We start from the raw sequence: 12,984 nt of genomic DNA, 5'->3' as shown, positions 1-12,984 counted from the left end.
TTTTGCGGTCTGTGAAACAAATGGATTCAAAATTAGCACAGATTAGTGGTAGCGATTACATTGGCAGGTGAGGCACCGGTCGCCTGCCTGACGGAGCAGGCGATCGGCAGGGCAGAGTAAGCGGGGCAGAACGCGGTCAGGGCTGCGGCGTGCGCAACGCCTCCTGCTGATAACAGTAACCCTGCGGGGTTTTGACAAAGCTGAGGCGATGGGTAATACAGCGCGGCGCATCTTCAGCGTGGTGCGAGACGAACAGCAGCTGGGTGCGGCCTTCACCAATCAGCACATCCGTAAAGCGGCGTACCAGCTGACGGTTAATCGGGTCCAGCCCCTGCAGCGGCTCATCCAGAATCAGCAGGGCGGGATGTTTAACCAGCGCGCGCGCAATCAGCACCAGCCGCTGCTGACCCCAGGAGAGGCTGTGAAAAGGGGCATCTGCCAGCGCGTTATCCATGCCGAGCAGCGCCAGCCACTGACGCGCCAGCGCTTTCTGCCGCTCTGAAACGGCCTGGTAAAGGCCAATCGAGTCAAAAAAGCCGGAGAGCACCACGGTGCGCACGCTGCAGCTTACCCGGTAGTCAAGGTGCAGGCTGCTGCTGACGTAGCCGATATGCTGCTTAATATCCCAGATGGTTTCGCCGCTGCCGCGCCGGATGCCAAACAGCGTTAAGTCGTTGCTGTAGCCCTGCGGATGATCGCCGGTCACCAGGCTAAGCAGGGTGGATTTGCCGGCGCCGTTTGGCCCGGTAATCTGCCAGTGTTCGCCGGCGTTAACCTGCCAGCTGAGGTTATCGATGATAGGACAATCATCATAGGCGACCCTGCCATGACGCAGTATTACGCGTGGCGTGTCAACGGCCAGCGCCGGCAGCAGATCGGGGCGATCTGCCTCCGGCAGCGCCATGCCCTGCAATCGTTCGCTGTGCGCCAGCTGGGCCACCAGCGCTTCCGCCAGCAGCGTCCTGCGGTCACCGGCGTGGGTCAGGGTGCACTCTGCCAGCACGCCCGCCTGCTGAATGAAATCGGGGATATCTTCAAACCGGTTCAGCACCAGCACCAGCGTATAGCCCTGCGTATGCAGCTGCTGCAGCAGCGCGGTGAGGCTGGCGCGCGACGCGACGTCCAGCCCGTCAAACGGCTCATCAAGGATCAGCAGATCCGGCTCTGCCATCAGCGCCTGACAAAGCAGAGTTTTGCGGGTTTCACCGGTAGAAAGATATTTAAAGCGGCGATCCAGCAAATCCTGGATACCAAACTGCTGCGCCAGCGCGCGGCAGCGGGCTTCATCGCTGACGTCCGCCTGGACGATCTCTGCAGCGGTGCGGCCGGTATCCTCTTCCCCTTCGCTGAGCATATCGGTGTTATTGCGCTCCCACTCCTCACTCACCAGCTGCTGCAGCTGCTCAAATGAGAGGCGAATCGGCCGGCGAAAATCGCTGCTGAAGTGGCCTTTTCCCGCGTTAAGTTCACCTGCCAGCACCCGGGCCAGGGCAGATTTACCGCTGCCGTTAGCGCCAACAAAGGCCCAGCTCTCACCGCGCTGAACGGTCAGCGCGTTAATGCTGAGCGCGCGATGGTGACTAAGATGAAATGTGCCTTGCGAAATCTGCAATAAAGACATGATTTATTCCGGTTTGTGCATCGTTGTTACTGTTGTAACGGCCGCTGCTACGGAAGTCAATCAGGGCAGAGGCGTCAGATTAGCGTGGCAATAATCGCCTGTTCAGCGCTAAAGCAGGCGGTGACTGCGTCGCCTGGCCGCAGCGGCTGTTGCGCCAGCTGCGCTGCGCTCAGGGTAGCGCACAGCGTTTCACCACCGCTCAGCGTCAGCAGCACTTCGCTCATCTCTTCTCCCTCTTCAATGGCGCTGACCTGAGCAGAGAGGGCGTTATCGCCGGGTTCTCCTTCGTCACCGAGCCGGATCCACGGCGCTTTAATCAGCACCAGCACCTCTTTTCCGGGTACCAGCTGCAGCCGCTGCGCGCTGCGCGCGGTCAGCGCCACGTTAACCGGGGTCACGCCATCGGCCAGTACCACCTCAATATGCTGCTGCACCGGCCGGTTATCACGGCTGCGCACGGTGGCAAACAGCTGATTACGCGCGCTGGTCTGCAGCGAGAAGCGCGCAATCGCAGCCAGCAGGCTGTCGAGCGGCAGGTTATCCTGCTGCAGGGCATCAAACGCTTTCTGCTGGATCTGCGCCAGCAGATCGAACAGCTGGATCAGTCGTGTGCCATAGCGCGTCAGACGGGCGCCGCCGCCGCCTTTGCCGCCGGTAGCCCGCTCAACCAGCGTCTCATCCGCCAGCTGGTTCATCTCGTTGATGGCGTCCCAGGCGCTTTTATAACTGATGCCCGCCAGCCGGGCACCCTGACTGATTGACCCCGTCTCAGCAACCCGCCGCAGCAGTTCAATACGGCGCGGATCGGCAAACAGTTTCTGCTGAAGACGAATATGAAGTGAGAGATCGGCTTGCATGTCAGCTCCTTTAGTCGGAAGCGGGTAGTGTACGGCGTAAAGTAAAAGCACGAAAAGGGCAGCGCCTTTTTTTCCGCTGCCGCTACAATCACTTTTTTAAATTCTGCGTGAGGTTTCCATGCTGGAACTGATAAAAAGCCTGGCCGTCGCGGTCATCATGGTGCCGATTGTGATGGCGATTATGCTGGGTCTGATTTACGGCCTCGGAGAGGTGTTTAACATTATCTCCAAATTTGGCCGCCGCAATGACCGCCCGGCGAAAAGCTCACAGCACTGATTGACCCGCCCGCACGCTGCGGGCGTTTTTTTATCAATTTCCGCCCGCTCCTGCCGATACCCACTCTGATAATATTTATCCGCATGCTGCGCATAGCGGCATCTGCCCAAGCGTTGTATTATTCGGTATACAACGAAACAGGGAGTCTTACATGCTGAACAAATCTTCTTACTGGCTGGCTACGGCTACGCTGACCCTTTCGCTGGCGGGCCAGGCGGTGGCGGCTGATAAAATTACGGTGTTTGCTGCAGCATCACTGACCAATGCGCTGCAGGAGATCGCTACCCGCTATCAGCAGCAGAGTGGGACCGAAGTGGTCTCCTCGTTTGCCTCCTCCTCTACGCTGGCACGCCAGATTGAACAGGGCGCGCCGGCCGATCTCTTTATCTCTGCCGATCAGCAGTGGATGGATGACGCGGCGGCAAAACAGAGTATTGAAGCGGAGACGCGCGTAACGCTGTTGGGTAACGATCTGGTGCTGATCGCGCCTAAAGCTGCCGGCGCGGCACCCGTAACCATCTCTGCCGCCACCAACTGGAAAAATCTGCTGCAGGGGCAGCGTCTGGCGGTGGGCGATCCGGCACATGTGCCCGCCGGGATTTACGCCAAAGCAGCGCTGCAGAAGCTGGGCGCCTGGCAGCAGCTCGCGTCACAGCTTGCGCCAGCCAGCAACGTGCGCGCCGCGCTGGCGCTGGTTGAGCGTAACGAAACCCCCTATGGCATCGTGTATGGATCTGACGCCGTCGCAAGTAAAGGGGTGATGGTTGCCGGGCGTTTTCCCGCCGATTCTCATCCGCCGGTGGAGTATCCGATGGCCATAGTCAAAGCGCATCAGAACGCGGCGGTCAGCGCCTTCTGGCACTATCTGCAGGGGCCCGAGGCCGCGGCTATTTTTAAACAGTATGGATTTACGCCAAAAAGATGATACTGAGCGATCCCGAGTGGCAGGCTGTTGCGCTCAGCCTGAAAGTTTCCTGCGTGGCGGTGCTGTGCAGCCTGCCGTTTGGCATTCTCATGGCCTGGATTCTGGCACGCTGCCGTTTTCCGGGTAAAACGCTGCTCGATAGCCTGGTGCATCTGCCGCTGGTGCTGCCGCCGGTAGTGGTGGGCTATCTGCTGCTGCTGGCGCTGGGACGTCGCGGCGCGATCGGTGCCTGGCTCTGGGAGTGGTTTGGCTTTACCTTCGCCTTCAGCTGGCGCGGTGCGGCGCTGGCGGCGGCGGTGATGGCATTTCCGCTGATGGTGCGCGCCATCCGGCTGGCGCTGGAGGCGGTGGATACCCGGCTGGAGCAGGCCGCGCGAACGCTGGGAGCGGGGCGCTGGCGGGTCTTCTTTACTATTACGCTGCCGCTGACGCTGCCGGGCATTATTGCCGGTACCGTGCTGGCGTTTGCCCGTTCGCTGGGGGAGTTTGGCGCCACGATCACCTTTGTCTCCAATATCCCCGGAGAAACCCGTACCATTCCTTCCGCGATGTTTTCCCTGATTGAAACGCCGGGTGCAGAAAGCACCGCCGCGCGGCTCTGTGCGGTGGCTATCGCACTGGCGCTGCTGTCGCTGGTGGCGTCAGAATTACTGGCGCGCTGGGGCCGCAAACGCTGGGGGATCGCCTGATGCTGACGCTGCAGTTTTCCCAGCGGCTGGGTGATCATTTGCTGGAGCTGGATACGACGCTGCCGGCGCACGGTATTACCGCCGTGTTTGGCGTCTCGGGCGCGGGTAAAACGTCGCTGATCAACGCTATCAGCGGCCTGACCCAGCCGCAGCTGGGCCGCATACAGATCAATGAGCGGCTGCTGTTTGACAGCGCGCGCGGCATCAATCTGCCGCCGGAGCAGCGACGTATCGGCTATGTGTTTCAGGACGCGCGACTCTTTCCGCACTATCGGGTGCGCGGCAATCTGCAGTACAGCATGGCCGCATCAATGAAGCCGCAGTTTGCGCAGCTGGTGACGCTGCTGGGACTGGATGCGCTGCTGGATCGCTTTCCGGCCACGCTTTCAGGCGGTGAAAAACAGCGCGTGGCGATTGGCCGGGCGCTGCTGAGTGCGCCCGATCTGCTGCTGATGGATGAACCCCTGGCGTCACTGGATCTGCCGCGCAAGCGTGAGCTGCTGCCGTGGCTGCAGCAGCTGACAAAGCAGATTGCCGTGCCGGTGCTCTACGTTTCGCACAGCCTGGATGAGATTGTGCAGCTCGCGGACAACGTGCTGGTGCTGGATAACGGCAGCGTTAAAGCGGCAGGCCCGCTGGAGAAAGTCTGGAGCAGCAGCGCAATGCGCCCCTGGCTGCCGGTCAGCGAACGCACCAGCGTGCTGCGCGTGCAGGTGCTGGAGCAGCATCCTTACTACCCCATGACCGCACTGCTGCTGGGCGATCAGCATATCTGGGTGAGTCGCGTTAACCTGCCAGCAAAAAGCACGCTGCGCATTCGCATCGCGTCAGCCGATGTCTCACTGGCGCTGCAGCCAGCCCAGCATACCTCCGTGCGTAACATTCTGCCTGCGCAGGTCATGGAGCTGCTGGATATTGACGATCAGGTCGAAGTCAGGGTCCGCATCGGCAGCAGCGAGCTCTGGGCACGCATCACGCCGTGGGCACGCGATGAGCTGGGCATTCGCGTCGATCAGTGGCTCTATGTCCAGCTCAAAAGCGTTTCAGTTATTGCCTGACGGAGGCGGCTGCCGTCACAGCACTTCCCGGCGAATAATCTCTGCAATACCCGGCTCAAGATTGGTGCCGGTCACCTCGGCCGCGCGCGCTTTGATGGCGTCATCGGCGTTGCCCATTGCAACGCCCAGTCCCACCTGCTCCAGCATGCTAAGGTCGTTATAGTTATCGCCAAACGCCAGCACCTCCTGCATGCTGAAGCCCTGGCTCTCCACCCACTGCGCCAGGCGTTTGCCTTTGCTGTTACCCGCCTGGGCGATATCAACCTGATCGTGCCAGGACCATTCACACGCCAGGCCCAGCTCCGCTTCGGTGCGTTCAGCAAACTGCTGTAATGCGCGGGTATCCGGATGTGACAGGGCAAACTTCCAGATCGCTTCAGCATCCTGTGCCGCCTGCGCCAGGCTGGGCACCTGCAGGAACAGCGGACGCTGCGCTTCCGGCAGCGATTGCGCCCAGTTCAGCGTGCGGGTGACGTGACCGGTCGGCTCCTGGTAGAGCATGGCATCGTCGACGTACAGCAGACCGTGAATGTTCTCCTCATCAAGCATCTCTATTACCCTTGCAGCCTGACTTTTCGCCAGCGGATCGGCGGCCAGCACTTTTTTTGCCTGATAATCATACAAATAGGTACCGTTACAGCAGATTGCGGGTGTATCAAGCTGCAGCGCCTGATAAAAAGGGTGGATAGCGCAGTGATGGCGACCGGTAACGATCAGCACTTTAACGCCCGCCTGCTGCGCGCGGGCCAGCGCCTCCAGCGATTCAGGCAAAATAGTTTTATTGGGTGTCAGCAGGGTGCCATCCAGATCGAGGGCGATTACGCGATAGCTCATTACGGGTTCCGTCTTTGAATAACCAGGCATCAAGTCTACACCTGCCAGCCGCGCTGAGACAAAAAAGCGGGCAAAAATCCCGCCAGCGTAGCCGGCTGAAACAGGCTACAGTTATCCCTTTCATCAGGCAGCGAATAAGGAAAAACGCATGAAACAAGTCGTGTATACCGCCAGTCCCGAGAGCCAGCAGATCCACGCCTGGCAGCTTCAGGAAGATGGCGCGCTGACGCTACTGCAGGTTACCGATGTGGCCGGTCAGGTGCAGCCAATGGTGGTGAGCCCGAAAAAAGATTTTCTTTATGTGGGCGTACGTCCCGATTTTCGCGTGCTCGCCTACCGCATCGCCGCAGACGGAACGCTGACGCTGGCGGGTGAAGCGCCGCTGCCAGGCAGCCCGACGCATATCTCCACCGATCGCGAAGGCCGGTTTCTCTTTTGCGGCTCCTATAATGACGCCTGCGTCAGCATCAGTCCGCTGGATGAGAACGGCCTGCCGCAGGCCCCGTCGCAGGTGATCAACGGCCTTGAGGGATGCCACTCCGCCAACATCGACCTGGATAACGAGACGCTGCTGGTGCCGGCGCTGAAGCAGGATCGCATCTGCCGTTTTCAGCTGCATCAGGATGGCACGCTGACGCCGCACGCGCAGGCAGACGTCAATACTGCCGCAGGCGCAGGCCCGCGCCATATGGCGTTTCATCCCGGCGGCGCTTATGGCTATGTGGTCAATGAACTCAACAGCACGGTGGATGTCTGGTCACTGCAGGGCGAGATGAGGTGCGTACAGAGTCTGGATATGATGCCGGCTGATTTCAGCGGCACACGCTGGGCGGCAGATATTCATATCACACCGGATGGCCGGTCGCTCTACGCCTGCGATCGCACCAGCAGCACGATTACCGTGTTCAGCGTCAGTGAAGCGGGCGATGCGCTGACCATTGAGGGCCATCAGCCAACGGAAACGCAGCCGCGCGGTTTTAATATCGATAGCCGTGGCGCTTACCTGGTGGCTGCGGGACAGAAATCGCATCATATTGAAGTGTACCGGATTGCGGAGCGTGGCCTGCTGCAGCCGCTGGCGCGTTATGCGGTCGGGCAGGGGCCGATGTGGGTAGCGATCCTCGCGCTGGCGTGATGATGTCACGCAAGGTCGCCCTCAGAGGCGACCTTTATCAGGGTGCGCAGCGAAGCGCGCCCGGTGCGATCAGGCGTATTTTACCGTAACCGATGCGCTGGCAAGCGCATGGAAATGCACGTTAAAGCCGACCATTGCGCCGCTGGCGCCTTCATCCACATCCAGCGTCTCCACGTCCAGCGCGTGCACGCTGAAAATGTAGCGGTGTGATTCACCCTGCGGCGGTGCGGCGCCGCCGTAGCCGGTCTGGCCGAAGTCGGTACGGGTCTGGATGGCGCTTTCAGGCAGCTCTGCCACGCCGGAACCGGCGCCCTGCGGCAGCACCGTGACCTCAGCCGGAATATTGGCTACCACCCAGTGCCACCAGCCGGAACCGGTGGGCGCATCGGGATCGTAGCAGGTGACAACAAAGCTCTTAGTGCCTTCCGGCACCTCATCCCAGGCGAGATGGGGCGACAGGTTATCGCCCTGATAACCCATGCCGTTAAACACGTGGCGCTCTGGCATCTTATCGCCGTCGTTAAAATCCTGACTAAACAGGCGCATAACTCCTCCTTTTTGCTAATCGCGGAAGGCCATCATGGTGCAAAACCGCCGCAGATACCAGCGGCGTCAGGGCTGAAAATGGCCGGTGTGATCCAGCGCGTCCCGAATGGCGCGGGTGAGCTGGCTCAGCGCCTGCGCAGAAATCAGATAAGGTGGCATCAGATAGATCAGCCGGCCAAACGGGCGGATCCAGACGCCGCGCTCAACAAAGAACTGCTGCAGCGCGGCCATATTCACCGGCTGATGCGTTTCGATAACGCCAATGGCACCCAGCACGCGCGCCTGCGCCACGGCGGGATGCAGCTGCAGCGGCAGCAGCTCCCGCTGCAGCTGCAGCTCAATCGCCGCGACCTGCGTCTGCCACTCGCCTTCCGCCACCATGGCCAGGCTTTCAGCGGCAACTGCGCACGCCAGCGGGTTGCCCATAAAGGTCGGGCCATGCATGAAGCAGCCAGCGGCGCTGCGGCTGATGGTGTCAGCCACCTCGCGCGTGGTCAGCGTGGCGGCGAGCGTCATCGTCCCGCCGGTCAGCGCTTTACCGAGGCATAAAATGTCGGGTGTCACGCCCGCGTGTTCACAGGCAAACAGCTTGCCGCTGCGGCCGAAGCCGGTGGCGATCTCATCGGCGATCAGCAGCAGCCCGTAGCGATCGCACAGCGCCCGCACCTGCTGCAGATAGCGCGGATGGTAAAAGCGCATCCCGCCCGCACCCTGCACAATCGGTTCCAGGATCACCGCGGCAATGTCGCGATGGTGCTGCTCCGCCAGCCGGGCGAAGTCGCTGAAATCGGCATCATCCCATGTATCAGTGAAACCGCACTGCGGCGCAGCGGCAAACAGATGCTCCGGCAGATAGCCACGCCACAGGCTGTGCATTGAGTTTTCCGGATCGCATACCGCCATCGCCGCAAACGTATCGCCGTGATAGCCGCGCTTCAGCGTCAGGAATGTCTGGCGCCTCTCGCCGCGACCCAGCCAGTACTGCAGCGCCATTTTCATCGCGACTTCCACCGCAATGGATCCGGAGTCAGCCAGAAACACGCACTCCAGCGCTTCAGGCGTCATCGCCACCAGCTGACGGCTCAGCGCGACTGCTGCCGGATGGGTAATACCGCCGAACATCACGTGTGACATCTGCGCCATCTGCTGCTGCAGTGCCTGGTTGAGACGCGGATGATTGTAGCCGTGGATCGCCGCCCACCATGACGACATACCGTCAACCAGCTCGCGTCCATCTGCCAGCTGCAGCTGGCAACCCTGGGCGGCCACCACCGGATAACAGGGCAGCGGGTCGCGCATTGAGGTGTAGGGATGCCAGATATGCTGGCGGTCAAAATCGAGGTCGTCAGGCGTGAACATCTGTCTTGTAAACCATTTTGAAAAGATTTAGTTTACAAGTATAACCACGATCATTGTCGGGATGAACCCCTTTTTGGAGTATGTAATGGCTAACCGCTGGACACTGGCCCAGGCCCAGGCCCTGTTTGATAAACCTTTTCTGGAACTGATGTTTGAGGCGCAGCAGGTGCATCGCCAGCATTTTGACCCACGTCAGGTACAGGTCAGCACGCTGCTGTCGATTAAAACCGGCGCCTGCCCGGAAGATTGTAAATATTGCCCGCAGAGCGCGCGCTACAAAACCGGACTGGAGTCTGAACGGCTGATGGAAGTGGAGGCGGTGCTCGCCTCGGCGCGTAAAGCTAAAGCGGCCGGCTCCAGCCGTTTCTGCATGGGCGCCGCGTGGAAAAACCCGCACGAGCGCGATATGCCTTATCTGGAGCAGATGGTACAGGGCGTGAAAGCGCTCGGCATGGAAACCTGCATGACGCTGGGAACGCTGGAGCAAAACCAGGCGCAGCGTCTGGCAGAGGCCGGGCTTGACTTCTACAACCATAACCTCGACACCTCACCGGAATTCTACGGCAGCGTCATCACCACCCGGACTTACCAGGAGCGTCTCGATACGCTGGATAAAGTGCGTGGGGCCGGTATCAAAGTCTGTTCCGGCGGCATTGTCGGTCTGGGTGAAACGGTGACGGATCGCGCCGGACTGTTGGTACAGCTGGCAAACCTGCCGGTGCCGCCAGAGAGCGTGCCGATCAACATGCTGGTAAAAGTCAAAGGCACGCCGATGGCGGATAACGCTGACGTGGAGCCGTTTGATTTTATCCGCACTATCGCCGTAGCGCGCATCATGATGCCCTCTTCGCACGTGCGTCTCTCAGCGGGGCGTGAGCAGATGAGCGAGCAGACGCAGGCGATGTGTTTTATGGCGGGCGCTAACTCTATTTTCTATGGCTGCAAACTGCTGACCACGCCCAATCCGGAGGAGGATAAAGATCTGATCCTGTTCCGCAAGCTGGGGCTGAATCCGGAACATACCACAACCGCGAGCGGGGATAACGCACAGCAGCATCAGCTGCAGGCGCAGCTGGCTGAGGCCGACACGCCGCAGTTTTACAACGCGGCGGTGTAAATGTGGGCTGAACGTATTACCGGGGCGCTGCAGGCGCGCCGGGACGCGGATGGCTGGCGCTACCGGCGCTGTGTTGAGCAGAACAGCGTGCGGGAAATCACGCTGGACGGTCAGCGCTATCGCCACTTCTCCGGTAACGACTATCTCGGGCTGAGCCAGCATCCGGCGGTGATTGCGGCTTGGCAGCAGGGTGCGGCGCAGGCGGGAGCCGGGGCAGGGGCGTCCGCGTATGTGACCGGCTATAGCCGTTATCACGCAGAGCTGGAGCAGCAGCTGGCAGGCTGGCTCGGCTATTCACGCGCGCTGCTGTTTATCTCCGGCTTTGCCGCTAATCAGGCGATTGTGCATCTGCTGGCGCAGAAGCAGGACCGCATCGTGGCGGATAAACTGGCGCACGCGTCGCTGCTGGATGCTGCCAGTCACAGCCCGGCCACGCTGCGGCGTTTTGCGCATAATCAGCCGGCAAGTCTGCAAAAGCTGCTGGCGCAGCCGGGGGCGGGCGCCACGCTGGTGGTCACCGAAGGCGTTTTCAGTATGGATGGTGACAGCGCCCCGCTGGCAGAGATTGCTGCGGCGACCCGGGCTGCGGACGGCTGGCTGCTGGTCGATGACGCGCACGGCATTGGCGTGAGCGGTGAACAGGGGCGCGGCAGCTGCTGGCAGCAGCAGGTGAAACCTGAGCTGCTGGTGGTGACGTTTGGCAAAGGCTTTGGCGTCAGCGGCGCAGCGCTGCTGTGCGATGATGCGACCGCCGATTACGTTGAACAGTTCTCGCGCCACCTTATTTACTCTACCGCCATGCCGCCGGCGCAGTGCTGCGCGCTGCTGGCGGCGCTGCAGCAGGTGCAGCAGGGCGATGCGCTGCGGGCACGACTGCGGGCCAATATCAGCCGCTTTCGCGCCGGCGCAGCGCAGCTGCCGTGGAGCCTTCCCGCCTCAGAGAGTGCCATTCAGCCGCTGATTGTGGGGGAGAACGCGGACGCGCTGGCGCTCTCGCAGCGGCTGGCGCAGGCGGGATGCTGGGTCAGCGCCATCCGCCCGCCTACCGTGCCGCCCGGTACGGCCCGGCTGCGTATTACCCTTACGGCGGCGCATGAGCCGGAAGATATCGACGCGCTGCTGGAGGCGCTGTATGACGCTGCAGGTTAACAAGCAGGCGGTAGCGCAGGCGTTTGGACGCGCCGCGCCACACTATGAGCAGCACGCCGCGCTGCAGCGCCTGAGCGGCGATGCGCTGCTGGCCTGTGCGCCAGCCGGATTTGGTCCGCACCTGCTCGATGCCGGCTGCGGCACCGGCTGGTACAGCCGGTACTGGCGCGATCGCGACCGTCGGGTAACCGCGCTCGATCTCTCTTTGCCGATGCTGGACGCCGCGCGCGCCCAGCGATCGGCACACCATTATCTGCAGGGCGATATCGACCGGCTGCCGCTGGCTGACGGCAGCGTGGATGGCGTCTGGAGCAACCTGGCGGTGCAGTGGAGCAGCGATCTGAGCGTGGCTCTGCAGCAATTTTATCGCGTGCTGCGGCCCGGCGGCACCGCGCTTTTTTCCACGCTGCTGGCGGGATCGCTGCCGGAGGTGGATCGCGCATGGGCAGCGATAGATTCCCGTCGTCACGCCAACCGCTTTCTTCAGGCCGGTGAGGTTGCCGCTGCCGCGCGGACCCAGCCGCTGCGCAGCACGCAGCAGATCGTTACGCTTCACTTTCCGGATGCGCTGAGTGCGATGCGCTCGCTGAAGGGAATTGGCGCGACCCACCTGCACGGCGGACGCAGCAACAGCGTACTGACGCGTCAGCAGCTGGCGCAGCTTGAGCGGCACTGGCCGCAGGATGAACAGGGCTATCGCCTCACTTATCACCTGATGTATGGAGTTTTGCAAAAATGAAACGCTGGTTTATCACCGGAACCGACACCGAAGTGGGAAAAACAGTTGCCAGCGGCGCGCTGCTGCAGGCGGCCAGCGCGGCCGGGCTGCGTACGGCAGGGTATAAACCGGTAGCGTCGGGCTGTGAGATGACGGCGGAGGGCGTGCGCAACAGCGATGCGCTGGCGCTGCAGCGCTACAGCAGCGTGCCGCTGCGCTATGAGCAGGTTAACCCGCTGGCATTTATGGAACCGACCTCACCGCATATCGTGAGCGCAGAAGAGGGCAGGCCGATCGACTTTGCACAGCTCTCGGCGGGTCTGCGCAGCGTGGAAGCGCAGGCTGAATGGCTGCTGGTTGAGGGGGCGGGCGGCTGGTTTACGCCGCTTTCTGAGACGCAGACCTATGCGGACTGGGTCATCGCAGAGCAGCTGCCGGTGATCCTGGTGGTGGGCGTAAAGCTGGGCTGTATTAATCACGCCATGCTGACCGCCGCCGCGATCAAGGCAGCCGGCTTACCACTGGCAGGCTGGATCGCAAACGATATTCAGCCGCCGGGCAAGCGGCATCGTGAATATATTGCGTCGCTGCGCCAGCGCATCGACGCGCCGTTTCTGGGCGAAATCCCCTGGCTGGCGTCCGGGACGGAGCAGGCGACCTGCGGACGCTACCTGACGCTGCCCTGAGCGATAAGCATCC

At 61.4% G+C, this 12,984-nt stretch carries 14 protein-coding genes; 9 read left to right on the top strand and 5 right to left on the bottom strand.

What is annotated here, in order from left to right; genetic code table 11:
• Positions 1–136: 136 nt before the first annotated feature.
• Positions 137–1,621 carry a molybdate ABC transporter ATP-binding protein ModF gene (gene modF / locus FS690_RS06020; protein ID WP_071668997.1) on the bottom strand — a complete coding sequence of 495 codons (1,485 nt, stop codon included), beginning with the start codon at positions 1,619–1,621 and terminating at the stop codon, positions 137–139.
• Positions 1,622–1,695: 74 nt separating this feature from the next.
• The gene (modE, locus tag FS690_RS06015) at positions 1,696–2,478 is read right to left on the bottom strand and encodes a molybdenum-dependent transcriptional regulator (protein ID WP_071668998.1); all 783 of its coding nucleotides are present in this window, start codon (positions 2,476–2,478) and stop codon (positions 1,696–1,698) included.
• Positions 2,479–2,596: 118 nt separating this feature from the next.
• Here modE and FS690_RS06010 point away from each other — a divergent pair, with 118 nt between their 5' ends.
• From FS690_RS06010 to modC, 4 genes are all read left to right on the top strand, one after another.
• Positions 2,597–2,755, top strand: coding sequence for an AcrZ family multidrug efflux pump-associated protein (locus FS690_RS06010; protein WP_039383289.1), 159 nt, complete (start codon positions 2,597–2,599; stop codon positions 2,753–2,755).
• Positions 2,756–2,906: 151 nt separating this feature from the next.
• Entirely contained in the window at positions 2,907–3,680 is a 774-nt protein-coding gene (modA, locus tag FS690_RS06005) for a molybdate ABC transporter substrate-binding protein (RefSeq protein WP_145339193.1), read from the top strand.
• Positions 3,677–4,369 (top strand): molybdate ABC transporter permease subunit, encoded by a 693-nt coding sequence (gene modB / locus FS690_RS06000; RefSeq protein ID WP_039383292.1) that lies wholly within the window; start codon positions 3,677–3,679, stop codon positions 4,367–4,369. Before modA ends, modB begins: the two co-directional genes overlap by 4 nt.
• Complete coding sequence (gene modC / locus FS690_RS05995) at positions 4,369–5,427, top strand: molybdenum ABC transporter ATP-binding protein ModC (RefSeq protein ID WP_039383294.1); 1,059 nt, start codon at positions 4,369–4,371, stop codon at positions 5,425–5,427. Before modB ends, modC begins: the two co-directional genes overlap by 1 nt.
• 15 nt (positions 5,428–5,442) lie before the next feature.
• On the opposite strand, the gene FS690_RS05990 is transcribed toward modC, so the two are convergent.
• Entirely contained in the window at positions 5,443–6,261 is an 819-nt protein-coding gene (locus tag FS690_RS05990) for a pyridoxal phosphatase (protein ID WP_039383296.1), read from the bottom strand.
• A 148-nt stretch (positions 6,262–6,409) separates the two neighbouring features.
• Between FS690_RS05990 and pgl the strand changes: the two genes are divergently transcribed.
• A complete protein-coding gene (gene pgl / locus FS690_RS05985; protein WP_039383299.1) occupies positions 6,410–7,396 on the top strand; it encodes a 6-phosphogluconolactonase in 987 nt (328 codons plus the stop codon).
• Between the two features lie 69 nt (positions 7,397–7,465).
• Here the strand turns inward: pgl and FS690_RS05980 are convergent, their stop codons facing one another.
• Entirely contained in the window at positions 7,466–7,942 is a 477-nt protein-coding gene (locus FS690_RS05980; RefSeq protein WP_065649814.1) for a kinase inhibitor, read from the bottom strand.
• A gap of 66 nt (positions 7,943–8,008) precedes the next feature.
• Positions 8,009–9,301: an adenosylmethionine--8-amino-7-oxononanoate transaminase gene (gene bioA, locus FS690_RS05975; RefSeq protein ID WP_071669000.1), complete on the bottom strand. Its 1,293-nt coding sequence runs from the start codon at positions 9,299–9,301 to the stop codon at positions 8,009–8,011.
• Between the two features lie 85 nt (positions 9,302–9,386).
• On the opposite strand from bioA, the gene bioB reads away from it, so the two are divergent.
• Genes bioB through bioD form a run of 4 tightly spaced genes read left to right on the top strand, consistent with a single transcriptional unit; the run spans position 9,387 to position 12,971 of the window.
• Complete coding sequence (bioB, locus tag FS690_RS05970; protein ID WP_071669001.1) at positions 9,387–10,418, top strand: biotin synthase BioB; 1,032 nt, start codon at positions 9,387–9,389, stop codon at positions 10,416–10,418.
• Positions 10,419–11,567 (top strand): 8-amino-7-oxononanoate synthase, encoded by a 1,149-nt coding sequence (bioF, locus tag FS690_RS05965; protein WP_145339191.1) that lies wholly within the window; start codon positions 10,419–10,421, stop codon positions 11,565–11,567.
• A complete protein-coding gene (gene bioC, locus FS690_RS05960; protein ID WP_145339190.1) occupies positions 11,551–12,306 on the top strand; it encodes a malonyl-ACP O-methyltransferase BioC in 756 nt (251 codons plus the stop codon). The genes bioF and bioC overlap by 17 nt, the downstream gene beginning before the upstream one ends.
• Positions 12,303–12,971 (top strand): dethiobiotin synthase, encoded by a 669-nt coding sequence (gene bioD, locus FS690_RS05955; protein WP_071669003.1) that lies wholly within the window; start codon positions 12,303–12,305, stop codon positions 12,969–12,971. Before bioC ends, bioD begins: the two co-directional genes overlap by 4 nt.
• Positions 12,972–12,984 lie beyond the last annotated feature (13 nt).

The sequence above is a fragment of the Pantoea sp. PSNIH1 genome (assembly GCF_007680655.1).
In the GTDB taxonomy this organism is placed as follows: domain Bacteria; phylum Pseudomonadota; class Gammaproteobacteria; order Enterobacterales; family Enterobacteriaceae; genus Pantoea; species Pantoea eucrina.
The sequence above is the reverse complement of the archived record's forward strand: the minus strand, read 5'-3'. Positions and strand labels throughout refer to the sequence as shown.

Excerpts from the sequence above, each read along its gene's own strand:
- FS690_RS05990 (WP_039383296.1), bottom strand. The coding sequence starts at position 6,261 with ATGAGCTATCGCGTAATCGCCCTCGATCTGGATGGCACCCTGCTGACA.
- bioF (WP_145339191.1), top strand. The coding sequence starts at position 10,419 with ATGTGGGCTGAACGTATTACCGGGGCGCTGCAGGCGCGCCGGGACGCG.
- bioC (WP_145339190.1), top strand. The coding sequence starts at position 11,551 with ATGACGCTGCAGGTTAACAAGCAGGCGGTAGCGCAGGCGTTTGGACGC.
- bioB (WP_071669001.1), top strand. The coding sequence starts at position 9,387 with ATGGCTAACCGCTGGACACTGGCCCAGGCCCAGGCCCTGTTTGATAAA.
- bioD (WP_071669003.1), top strand. The coding sequence starts at position 12,303 with ATGAAACGCTGGTTTATCACCGGAACCGACACCGAAGTGGGAAAAACA.
- FS690_RS05980 (WP_065649814.1), bottom strand. The coding sequence starts at position 7,942 with ATGCGCCTGTTTAGTCAGGATTTTAACGACGGCGATAAGATGCCAGAG.
- modB (WP_039383292.1), top strand. The coding sequence starts at position 3,677 with ATGATACTGAGCGATCCCGAGTGGCAGGCTGTTGCGCTCAGCCTGAAA.
- modC (WP_039383294.1), top strand. The coding sequence starts at position 4,369 with ATGCTGACGCTGCAGTTTTCCCAGCGGCTGGGTGATCATTTGCTGGAG.
- bioA (WP_071669000.1), bottom strand. The coding sequence starts at position 9,301 with ATGTTCACGCCTGACGACCTCGATTTTGACCGCCAGCATATCTGGCAT.
- modE (WP_071668998.1), bottom strand. The coding sequence starts at position 2,478 with ATGCAAGCCGATCTCTCACTTCATATTCGTCTTCAGCAGAAACTGTTT.
- FS690_RS06010 (WP_039383289.1), top strand. The coding sequence starts at position 2,597 with ATGCTGGAACTGATAAAAAGCCTGGCCGTCGCGGTCATCATGGTGCCG.
- modA (WP_145339193.1), top strand. The coding sequence starts at position 2,907 with ATGCTGAACAAATCTTCTTACTGGCTGGCTACGGCTACGCTGACCCTT.
- pgl (WP_039383299.1), top strand. The coding sequence starts at position 6,410 with ATGAAACAAGTCGTGTATACCGCCAGTCCCGAGAGCCAGCAGATCCAC.
- modF (WP_071668997.1), bottom strand. The coding sequence starts at position 1,621 with ATGTCTTTATTGCAGATTTCGCAAGGCACATTTCATCTTAGTCACCAT.